The sequence below is a fragment of the Arthrobacter sp. 05L45_2 genome, from assembly GCF_056397525.1.
In genome coordinates this window covers 1-10480 of sequence record NZ_JBFTNO010000102.1, presented here as the reverse complement: position 1 = coordinate 10480, position 10480 = coordinate 1, and the positions used below count along the sequence as shown (strand labels likewise).

Sequence of the window (10480 nt, the reverse complement as noted above, 5' to 3'; positions counted from 1 at the left end):
GGTCCTTACCTCCCCGTTGCGCCGGGCCCGGCGGACGGCGGAGCTGGCAGGGTTTCCGGACGCGCAGCTCGAACCCCTGGCCGTCGAGTGGGACTACGGCGAGTACGAGGGCATCAGCTCGGATCTGATCCGCAAGGACAACCCCGATTACCTGATCTGGACGGACGGGGTGCCCAACGGGGAATCACTCGACGATGTCGCTGCCCGTGCGGACAAGATCGTGGCCCGGGTACTTGAGTCGGGCCTGGACAACGTTCTGATCGTGGCCCACGGCCATTTCTCCAGGATCCTGACGGCGCGGTGGCTGGGACTGGACGCCCATGAAGGCCGCYATTTTGTGCTCGGCACCGCAAAAGTGTGCACGCTTGGCTGGGATAAGAAGACGCCTGCCGTGGTCCGCTGGGGACTATAAACCCGACGCAAAAAATATTTTGCGGAATATTTCCCATTTAAGTGGTCAAACTCCGCATTTGTAGTGTAATTTTATTTCTGACCCCAGAGCGGCTTGCCAGGGTCACGGCGCGCGTCGCCCGGCCAGTCAGCCGGAGCTACGGCAGATCAGAAAAGGAGGTTGGGAAATGAATATTTTGACTAGCGGATGGATGTACAACGTCACCGCGAACCCGGCCTCTGACGCTGCCGCGCGCCCGAAAACCGGACTGCCCGCCTAAACAATCCTCCCGCCGGCGTAACGCCGGCCCGGAATGGTTGCCAGGTCCATCCCACGGGATGACCCGGCCGGTATGTCTGGCCCAGCGGACCCACGCGGTTGCGCAACACACCCCCATAGCAGTAACCAGTGCAATACCCCATAGTTCGGAACCCAGCTTCCTGTTGGGGTGCGGCACGTAGCGGCAGGGGCCATTCTTCGCATTTGCGAAAACCACCGTATTAGTACCGGGCATTCCTATGCCTAAAACATACTGTTCTTCAACAAATTGAGGGCTTAATTGCTGTGCCCAATTACTTTTATTTCTCCAACCAGAAAGGCCCACTGTGACCATCGCAGCGAAACCACATCCCGGCACCGCCCCACGCCGGAACGCGCAGAACGCCCACGCTCCCCGAAAGGAGGTGACCACCATGATCCGAAAACTGAAAGACGTACTGATCTTCAACCCGCGGCCCGCGATCCGGGACAAATCGGAGTTCAACGCCCGGCTGCTCGAGCAGCGGCGCGAAGACATCTACCTCGCAATGCATCAGATGGGACTGCTCCGTTGATGCCGTGCCGTCCCATTCAGGCCGACGGCCGTCACGGTACCCGGCGAAGGAGGATCCGATGGTGACCATTGCACCTGATCCGCAAGGAGCCCACGCGGCTACGCGTGGGCTCCTCCCTTTTAACCTGCGACTTAACCTGCAACGCTGAGCTTCGCCGGGCGGGCTTAACGGCCACCGGCAGCGCCGGGACGCCGTCCCGGTCCTTCCCCGCACGGCCCGTCGGCCCCGGTAAGCTCGAGGCATGCAGGAGACAATGCCGCCGGAGAACCGCAAGCGGACCCGACTGGTAGTCCCAAGCCGCAGTGATCTGCTGCTGCGGAACTTCACGGAACTCGTCGGCGGACCGCTCGGCCGGCGGACGGCTCCGGGGATTGTCTCCCCCGGACTCTTCACCGTCGAACGGGTCCTGGTGGTCCTCACCGTCCTGGCAGCCCTCGTGGCCCTGCTTATTAAGGGGTACTGCCGCAGCAAGGGCTGGGACTCCCCCGGCCAGTTCTACGCGACCTGTTACTCGGACTTCCCCGAATTGTTCAAGAACCGGGGCCTCGGCGACGGCGCCTTCCCCTTCGTCACGGCCGGAAGCTTCTTCGAATACCCGGTGCTGATGGGCTTTATTGCCGGGGCCACTGCGTTCCTGCTTCCCGGCGACGGCGTCAACCCCACCCGGGTCCTCGCGTACTTCGACCTCAACGCCACCCTGGTGGTTGCCGTCTGGATCGTCACCGTCCTGGCCACGGCCCGTACCGCCCGCCGCCGTTCCTGGGACGGGGCCATGGTGGCACTTGCCCCCGGCATCGTCCTCGCCGGCTTCATCAACTGGGATATGTGGGCCGTGGCGATGCTGGCCCTCGGCATGTACTTCTTCGCCCGGAACAAGCTGCTCCTCGCGGGCCTGTTCATCGGACTCGGCGCCGCGACCAAGCTCTACCCGCTGCTGATCCTCGGGGCCGTGCTGGTCCTCGCCCTGCGCACCGGCAAGGTCCGGGCCCTCCTCGTCACGGCGGGGGCGGCGGCGGCGACGTGGCTGGCCGTGAACATTCCGGCGGCGGCGGGCGACCCGGCCGGCTGGAAGTACTTCTACCAGTTCACCGAGACGAGGCCGGCGGGCTACAGCTCGCCCTGGTTCGCGTACAACCTGGTGGCGGGCCGGCTGGGCTGGAAACCACTGGAGGCCGAGGCCGTCAATGGACTGGCCCTCAATCTCTTCCTGGCCGCGTGCGTGCTGATCGCCGTCCTGGCCCTCGCGGCGCCGCGGCGGCCCCGGCTGGCGCAGCTGGTGTTCCTGATCGTGGCCGCCTTTATCCTCACCAACAAGGTGTACTCGCCGCAGTTCGTGATCTGGCTGATTCCGCTGCTGGCCCTGGCGCGGCCCAGATGGCGGGGCTTCCTGGTCTGGCAGGCCATTGAGGGCCTGCACTGGGCAGCCATCTGGATGTATCTGGGGCAGGTCACCAGCGGCGGCCCCACCCAGCACAACATCGACATGCCGTACTACGTCCTCGCCGTGCTGGCGCACATGCTCGCCACCGGCTACTTGATGGCGCGCATTGTCTGGGAGATCTGGGACCCGGCCTACGACGTCGTGCGCCGCGGCGGCGCCGACGACCCRCACGGCGGCCCGTTCGACGGCGCCCCCGACTGGTTTGCGGTGAATCTCCGGCGGCCGGCCGCGTCGGTGCTGCCCTGGCGGCGTGCCCGCACGGACGCCTGATTCCCGTGCCTGACGTCGCCGTCGTCGGTTCCGGACCCAACGGGCTCGCGGCCGCCGTGACTCTGGCCCGCGCCGGACTGGCGGTGCGCGTCTACGAGGCGGCAGCCAGCCCCGGCGGCGGCCTCCGGACCACGGAACTGATCGAACCCGGCCACCTTCACGACGTGTGCTCGGCTGTGCACCCGATGGCCCTGGCATCGCCGTTCTTCCGGAACTTCGAACTGGCGGACCGGGTCAGGTTCGAAGTGCCGGAACTCTCGCACGCGGCTCCGCTCGACGGCGGCCGGGCGGCCCTCGGCTACCGCTCGCTGGAGCGGACCGTCGCCGGCCTGGGACGCGATGGCGGCGCCTACCGGCGGCTGATGACGCCCCTGCTGGCCAGGCTGGAGGGCGTCCTGGACCTGACCCTGAACCAGCTGCTCCGGCTGCCACGCCACCCGGCCGCGGCCGGGGTCTTCGCGTTGCGGGCCCTGGAGCAGGGTTCGCGCCTGTGGGATGTCAGATTCCGGGACGATCTCGCTCCGGCCCTCCTCACCGGGGTTGCGGCCCACGCCGTGGCGCCGTTGCCTTCACTGTCTGCCGCCGGCGCAGGGCTGATGTTGGGTGCGCTGGGCCACGCCGGCGGCTGGCCCATCCCGGTAGGCGGTTCGGCCGCGATCGCACGCGCGATGGTGGCGGACATCGAGGCGCACGGCGGAGTGGTGGAAACCGGCACCAGCATCGGATCCCTTGCTGAGCTTCCTCCTGTCCGGGCCACCCTGCTGGACGTGGCACCTCCCGGACTCCTGCAGATCGCCGGGGACCGGCTCCCGGGCGCCTACCGCCGGGCGCTCGAAGGGTTCCGCTTCGGCAACGCCGCCTGCAAGGTCGATTTCATCCTGTCCGGCCCCGCCCCGTGGGCCGCCCCGGAACTCGCCGATGCAGGGACGGTCCACGTCGGCGGGACCCGCGCTGAAACCGCCGAGGCCGAACACGCCGTGGCGGCCGGGCGCCACCCTGACCGGCCATATGTCCTGGTCTCCCAGCCGTCCCGCTTCGATGCCGGCCGCGCCCCCGCCGGCCGGCACGTCCTGTGGACCTACTGCCACGTCCCGGCCGGGTCCACGATCGACATGGGCGGCGCCGTCGTGGCCCAGCTTGAGCGCTTCGCGCCCGGCTTCCGCGACCTTATTGTCGGGATGCGGGTGACCACCGCGGCGGAACTCGGCACCTACAACGCGAACTACGTCGGCGGGGATTTCAGCGCCGGCGCCATGAGCCTGCGCGGCCTGCTCCGGCGGCCGGTCCTCAGCCCGGTGCCGTGGCGGACCCCGGTGCCGGGACTGTACCTCTGTTCCTCGTCGACGCCTCCGGGGCCCGGGGTGACCGGAATGCCAGGTTTCCATGCGGCCCGGCACGCGTTGAAGGACGTCTTCGGCCTGGCAGTCCCCGAGCTGGGTCACTAGGCAGGGGCGGCTCCGCCAGGCGGGAGCGGCGCCGCTACGCGGGCACGGGGAGTTCCGCCGCCGAGAGCCGGCCGTCCCGCATCGTGGCCACGGCATCCGTGTAAGCCACCATCCCGGTGTCGTGCGTGACCATCAGGGTCCCCACCGCAAACTCGTCCGTGACCTCGCGCAGCAGCCGGACAATCCCGGCGCTGCGGTTGTGGTCCAGCGCCGCCGTCGGCTCGTCGACCAGCAGCACCGCCGGGCTGGCCATCAGTGCCCGGGCGATGTTGACCCGCTGGCGCTGGCCGCCGGAGAGCTGGTGCGGGCGCTTGTCCAGGGCCCCGCCAAGGCCCACGCGCTCCAGCAGGCCGGCAGCCCTGGTCATTGCCCCGCGGAGAGATTCACTCCGCAGGTGCGCGGTGATGACCAGCTGCTCGACGGCGGTGAGGGACGGCAGGAGATTCGGCTGCTGGAAGATGATGCCGATATGGTCCCGGCGCAGGGCGGTCCGCCCGGCATCGGTGAGGGCTCCGGCGTCGTTCCCTGCCACCATAACTGTTCCGGCAGTCGGGCGGACCAGGGTGGCGGCCACGGCCAGCAGTGACGACTTTCCCGAGCCGGATGGTCCAACGAGGGACCTAAATTCGCCGCGTCCAACGTCAAGACTGACGTTGTCGAGGGCCCGCAGGACGGTGTCCCCGTCGGGGTATTCGAGGGTGACGTTGGTGAGTTGCAGGGCGGATTCCATAGATATGCCTTTCAGGGAATGTTTTACGGGTTTGGTCTGGTAGACGAGGTGTCAGTTGCCGCCGAGCGCCAGCAGGGGGTCAACGCGGGTAACGCCCCGCACCGCCAGCGCCGCGCCGGCCAGCCCCAGGACCACGATCCCGGCGATCGGCAGCAGCGTGGTCTGCACAGTGGTCAGGAACGGGGCGGCCCCGGCGGCAAAAAGGCCCCCCACCACGCCCGCCGCACCACCCGTGGCGGCGCCGGCCACCAGCACCACCGCGGCCTGCACCATGGCGTCTTTGAGCACGTAGCCCGCGGACCCTCCCATGGCCTTGAGGACCGCGATGTCCCGGGTACGCTGCACGGTCCAGACGGTCAGGAATGCTGCGATCACGAGAGCGGAGATGCCATACAGGAACGCCTGCATCAGCATGAGCGAACCGTTCTCGCTGCGGTAGGAGCCAAGGGCCTGGAAGGACCCTTCCCGGCCGGCGCTGACGGTGCCGGCCGCCTGGTTGGCCGCGGCCACGTCAACACTCGCGCCCCGGTCGAAGCTGACCGCGATCACGGTGCCCACTGTGTCCTTTCCGGCAAGATGGGCCACCTTCCGCCAGTCCGTCAACGCGGTCCAGACGACGCCCGTGTGGGAGTACCACTGATCCGGGACAACGGCAGCGACGGCCAGTTCCGTGCCGCCCACGGCGACCCTGCTGCCGGCTGACAGATCCAGGTCCCTGGCCAGCCCGGACCCGATCACCACCGTGCCGTCAGCCACAGGTACCGGGGCGAGGCTGCTTCCGGCTCCGGTGCCAAACACGGCGACGTTGGCCGTTCCTGCCGGCACGCCTCCGGCGCCAAGGGCCTGCAGCCGACCCTGGCTGATGCCCAGGGCTTCCGCGCTGCTGACGCCGTCCCGTCCGGCCCAACCGGCTACCTGCGCCCCGGTGACTTCGGATTCGGTATAGGAGGACTGGGGTGTGCTGCCGGCGGGGGCCCCGAACGCGATCTGGTCCGCCGGCAGGCCGGCAATGGCGGAGGTCGACTGGTTGCCAAGTCCGGCCGTGAGCCCCGAGAGCATCACCAGCAGCAGGGTGATGAGGGCGACCACGCCGCCCATCAGCGCGAAGCGGCCTTTGGCGAAGCGGATGTCGCGGAGAGCGAGAAACATTGGAGTCCTTCTGTGGTGGTGGAGTCTTCCTTTCCACTCTCGCCGCCCGGGCGGACCGTGCCATCGGGCCTCCGGATGGTCCCGCGCGGCGGTTCGGTTGGTCCCAGGATCAACCGATTGGTTGATCCTGCCCCGGCAACGGCCTGCAGCGGCCCGCGGTGGGCAGCCCGGCGCTAGGCTGAACGCATGGACGGCGGACGCAGCACGGTGACGGGGGAACCCGCCGGCGCGGCCGTCATCCTGCGGGTCCTGCGGGTCAGCCTGCACGTGGGATTTGCCGTATTGCTGCTGGTTGCGCTCGGCCGGCTGCTGGCCGCAGGAGTCCGCGGATCCGGCTGGATCAGCCTGGCGCTGGTCCTTGCCCTGGCGGGCGTCTACCTGGCCGGCACCGTGCTGGAGAAGCGCCACTCCGTCCGCCCCGACCGTTTCGATCCGCGGCCGTATTCGGCCTGGTGGCTCGGCGCGGTGTGCCTGCTATGGCTGCTGCTCGTCTGGGGCAGCGCCGATTTCGCCTGGCTGGCCTTTCCGCTGTTCTTCCTGCAGCTCCACGTGCTGCCCCGATGCCCCGCCCTGGCCGCCATTGCGGCCAGCACGGTGCTGGTGGTCGCAGCGCTGTGGTTCCACAACGGCGGCCCGGCCGGCGTCGCCCTGCAACTTCCGATGGTGCTGGGGCCGGCTTTCGGCGCGGCCTTCGCGGTGGTGACCGGCCTGGCCTACCGTGCCCTGTTCGTTGAGGCAGAAAACCAGCGCCGGGCCGCTGCCGAGCTCCGGCGGACCCGTGCCGAGCTCGCCCGCAGCCAGCATGAGGCCGGAACACTGGCGGAGCGGACCCGGCTGGCCCGCGAAATCCACGACACCCTGGCCCAGGGCTTCTCCAGCATCGTGCTGACCGGACGTTCCGCCGAGCAAGCACTGGATGCCGGGGACACCGACGCGATCCGGAGCCGGCTCAGGACCATCCAGGAGACAGCAGCCACCAACCTGGCTGAGGCCCGTAACTTCGTCCGCGGCCTGCAGTCCCCCGAACTCGAGCAAAGCTCACTCGTGAACAGCCTGCACCGGCTCTGCGCCTCGACCGAAACGGAGGCCGCCGCCCGCGGCACGGTGCTGCGCTGCCGGCTCGAAGTGGAGGGGACTCCGGCGGAACTTCCCAACCCGTACCGCACCACCTTGCTGCGTGCCGCGCAGGCCAGCCTCGCCAATGTGGCGGCCCACGCCCGCGCACGCAGCGCCGTTGTGACGCTGTCCTTCCTCGGTTCCGAAGTGGCCATGGACATTTTCGACGACGGCGCCGGATTCGACCCGGCGGCCGCCTGCCAGGACCGGGCCGACGGATCCGGCTACGGGCTCAGGTCCCTGCGGGACCGCGTCGCCGCGCTGCAGGGCACCCTTGACCTTGAATCCGCCCCGGGCGAAGGGACCGTGGTGGCCATCCGGCTGCCCCTGGGAGCGGACGCAGGATGACCGCGATCCGCGTCCTCCTCGTTGACGACCACCCTGTAGTCCGTGCCGGCCTGCGCGCAATGCTGGCCGATTTTGACGGAATCACCGTCGCCGCCGAAGCGGCCGACGGCGCCGCCGCACTGGCCGCGGTGGCGCGGCTGCACGCCCTCGGTGACCCGGTCGACGTCGTCCTGATGGACCTGCAAATGGGCGCCGGTATGGACGGCGTCACCGCCACGGGCCGGATCAAGGCCGGAGAGGCCGGAACACTGGCACCTCCCGTCCTCATCCTCACGACGTTCGACTCGGACGCCGACATCCTCGCCGCGGTGGAGGCGGGGGCGAGCGGGTACATGCTCAAAGACGCGCCCCCGGAGCAAATCAGGCAGGCCGTGATGGCTGCCGCGGCGGGCCAGACGGCGCTGGCTCCGGAAGTGGCAGCGCGGCTGCTCGGCAGGATCCGCAATCCCGAACCGGCGCTGACCTCCCGGGAGATCCAGTTGCTCGAACTGCTCGCCACCGGGCTGGGGAACCGGGCCATCGCCAGGCAGCTGTTCATCTCCGAGGCCACGGTGAAGACCCATCTGGTGCACATTTACGGGAAACTCGGGGTGGATAACCGGACGGCGGCCATCGCCGTGGCGGCGCAGCGGCGCATCATCCGGCGGAGCTAGCCGCCCCCGGTGACCGTGTGACGCGGGAGGTGTCCGCAGCTCGGGGCATAATGTCGCAATGGGGAAAATTCAGAAGCTCTCGCTTGCTCTCGTTGGTCTGGTTCTCGGTAGCACGCTGGTCGCGTGCGACGACGGCCGGTCCGGTGCGCAGGATGCGGCGAAGCAGCTCGCGTCGGCCGTGGCCGCGCTCGACGTCGGCACCGTGTCCTTTGACGGCAAGGACTCCGCCGCCGCGAACGATCGGGTCAAGGCCGTTTTCAAGGCCCTCGACCCGGTGAAACCCGCCGTCGCGGCAGGTGAGCTGAAGCTCGACAAGGACACCGCGACGGTGCCGCTGGACTACAGCTGGAAGCTCGGCGCCGGCGAGTGGAAATACACCGTGACCGCGCAGCTGAAGAAGGCCGACGGCACGTGGAAGACCGTCTGGAGCCCTGAACTGCTGGTGCCCGGCCTCGCCGACACCGAGGTCCTGGGCAGCTCCAGCGAGTCCCCGCAGCGGGCCGACATCCTCGGCGCCGGCGGAACCAAACTGGTCACCTACCGGCCCGTGGTCCACGTCGGAATCGACAAGCAGCAGCTGGACTCCGCGGATCCCGCCGCCGCCGCGGGCAAACTGGCACGGCTGGTGGGCGTTGACCCGGCCGCCTACACCAAGCAGGTCGCGGCCGCCGGACCCCAGGCTTTCGTCGCCGCGATCACCCTGCGGCAGGAGGGCCGGACCGTCACCGACGAGCAGATTGCCGCCATCCCTGGTGCGCGCGCGATCGCGGACTCCCTTCCCCTGGCTCCCAGCCGCACGTTTGCCCGCGCCGTGCTCGGCACCGTTGGTGAAGCCAGCGCCGAACAGATCGAAAAGTCCGGCGGCACACTCCACAGCGGCGACACCACCGGTACCGGCGGGCTCCAGCAGCAGTACGACGCGCAACTGCGTGGAACCAGCGGCACCCAGGTATTCGCCCAGACCGAGGGCCTCACTGCCGAGCAGCGTCAGGGGCTGGCCAACGGCGGCCGTCGCGTCCTGTTCCAGGAACCGATGAAACCCGGAACCGCGCTGAAGACCACCCTGAACACGCGGCTGCAGCAACTGGCCGAGGACACCCTGGCCGACGTCGGTCCGGCGTCCGCCATCGTGGCCATCAAGCCCTCCACCGGCGCGGTCCTGGCCRCAGCTTCCGGCCCCGGCAGCAACGGGTACGACACCGCTCTGCTGGGCCAGTACGCCCCGGGATCCATCTTCAAAATGGTGGACTCGCTGGCCATGTTCCGGAACGGCATGACCCCCGATGACAAGGTGGACTGCCCCCCCACCCTCACGGTGGACGGCCGGACCTTTAAGAATGCCGAGGGCTACCCTGCGACGTCCCTCGGATCAGTGACGTTGCGGGACGCCTTCGCGCATTCCTGCAACACCGCGTTCATCAACGCCCGGGGCAAGGTCAGCCAGGCGCAGCTGGAGTCCGCCGCGACGTCCCTCGGCGTTGCCGTCGAGGCGCCGTCCCTGGGCGCCGCGGCCTTCCTTGGCTCGGTCCCGGGCGAGGCTGAAGGCACCGAGCACGCGGCCTCCATGATCGGCCAGGGCAAGGTGCTGCTCTCACCGCTAGCCGCCGCCGTGATGGCCGGCTCGGTCGCCAAGGGTGCTCCCGTGTCACCGCAGCTGGTCCTGAACCCGAACGCCGCACCCGCAGGCGGCGCCACGCCGTCGGCCGGTCCGACGGCGGCGCCGTCCACGTCCGCCCCCGCGCCCGCGAAGGCGGCCGGGAAACCCATCACGGCCGCGGAAGCCGCGTCCCTCGCTGACATGATGCGCGCCGTGGTGACCTCGGGCCACGCCGGCTTCCTCGCCGACGTTCCGGGGGCCCCGGTGGGCGCCAAGACCGGCACCGCCGAATTCGGCAAGGACAACCCGCCCAAGACCCACGCCTGGATTGTGGCTGTCCATGGGGACCTCGCCGTCGCCGTGTTTGTCGAGGACGGCGGCCTCGGCGCAACCACCTCCGGCCCGCTGCTCAAGGACTTCCTTACTGCGGCCGCCGGCTAGCCGCCCCCGGGCCACCGGAAGACCCAGCCGTGGGAGGATTACTGCGTGGCTCATATTGACGTATCC

General features: G+C 69.1%; 9 protein-coding genes. 7 read left to right on the top strand and 2 right to left on the bottom strand.

Going from position 1 to position 10480, the window contains the following annotated elements; translation table 11 throughout:
- The 4 genes from AC1DHD_RS09565 to AC1DHD_RS09550 all read left to right on the top strand — a co-directional run.
- A partial coding sequence (locus tag AC1DHD_RS09565) for a histidine phosphatase family protein (RefSeq protein WP_476879482.1) occupies window positions 1-412 on the top strand: 412 nt, incomplete at its 5' end.
- Window positions 413-1083: 671 nt separating this feature from the next.
- Window positions 1084-1224 (top strand): hypothetical protein, encoded by a 141-nt coding sequence (locus AC1DHD_RS09560; protein ID WP_476879481.1) that lies wholly within the window; start codon window positions 1084-1086, stop codon window positions 1222-1224.
- A gap of 241 nt (window positions 1225-1465) precedes the next feature.
- A complete protein-coding gene (locus AC1DHD_RS09555; RefSeq protein ID WP_476879480.1) occupies window positions 1466-2935 on the top strand; it encodes a glycosyltransferase family 87 protein in 1470 nt (489 codons plus the stop codon).
- 5 nt (window positions 2936-2940) lie between these two features.
- Window positions 2941-4380: a phytoene desaturase family protein gene (locus tag AC1DHD_RS09550; RefSeq protein ID WP_476879479.1), complete on the top strand. Its 1440-nt coding sequence runs from the start codon at window positions 2941-2943 to the stop codon at window positions 4378-4380.
- A gap of 34 nt (window positions 4381-4414) precedes the next feature.
- Here AC1DHD_RS09550 and AC1DHD_RS09545 read toward each other — a convergent pair whose 3' ends face one another.
- Together AC1DHD_RS09545 and AC1DHD_RS09540 are read right to left on the bottom strand one after the other, a co-directional pair.
- A complete protein-coding gene (locus tag AC1DHD_RS09545) occupies window positions 4415-5110 on the bottom strand; it encodes an ABC transporter ATP-binding protein (protein ID WP_476879478.1) in 696 nt (231 codons plus the stop codon).
- Window positions 5111-5161: 51 nt separating this feature from the next.
- Entirely contained in the window at window positions 5162-6259 is a 1098-nt protein-coding gene (locus tag AC1DHD_RS09540; protein WP_476879477.1) for an ABC transporter permease, read from the bottom strand.
- 186 nt (window positions 6260-6445) lie between these two features.
- Between AC1DHD_RS09540 and AC1DHD_RS09535 the strand changes: the two genes are divergently transcribed.
- Genes AC1DHD_RS09535 through AC1DHD_RS09525 form a run of 3 tightly spaced genes read left to right on the top strand, consistent with a single transcriptional unit; the run spans window position 6446 to window position 10414 of the window.
- On the top strand, window positions 6446-7723 hold the full coding sequence (locus AC1DHD_RS09535) for a sensor histidine kinase (protein ID WP_476879476.1): 1278 nt from the start codon (window positions 6446-6448) through the stop codon (window positions 7721-7723).
- On the top strand, window positions 7720-8376 hold the full coding sequence (locus AC1DHD_RS09530; RefSeq protein ID WP_476879475.1) for a response regulator: 657 nt from the start codon (window positions 7720-7722) through the stop codon (window positions 8374-8376). The genes AC1DHD_RS09535 and AC1DHD_RS09530 overlap by 4 nt, the downstream gene beginning before the upstream one ends.
- A 58-nt stretch (window positions 8377-8434) precedes the next feature.
- Window positions 8435-10414 carry a penicillin-binding transpeptidase domain-containing protein gene (locus AC1DHD_RS09525; protein ID WP_476879474.1) on the top strand — a complete coding sequence of 660 codons (1980 nt, stop codon included), beginning with the start codon at window positions 8435-8437 and terminating at the stop codon, window positions 10412-10414.
- The last annotated feature ends 66 nt before the right edge of the window (window positions 10415-10480 follow it).

Excerpts from the sequence above, each read along its gene's own strand:
- AC1DHD_RS09530 (WP_476879475.1), top strand. The coding sequence starts at position 7,720 with ATGACCGCGATCCGCGTCCTCCTCGTTGACGACCACCCTGTAGTCCGT.
- AC1DHD_RS09560 (WP_476879481.1), top strand. The coding sequence starts at position 1,084 with ATGATCCGAAAACTGAAAGACGTACTGATCTTCAACCCGCGGCCCGCG.
- AC1DHD_RS09535 (WP_476879476.1), top strand. The coding sequence starts at position 6,446 with ATGGACGGCGGACGCAGCACGGTGACGGGGGAACCCGCCGGCGCGGCC.
- AC1DHD_RS09540 (WP_476879477.1), bottom strand. The coding sequence starts at position 6,259 with ATGTTTCTCGCTCTCCGCGACATCCGCTTCGCCAAAGGCCGCTTCGCG.
- AC1DHD_RS09545 (WP_476879478.1), bottom strand. The coding sequence starts at position 5,110 with ATGGAATCCGCCCTGCAACTCACCAACGTCACCCTCGAATACCCCGAC.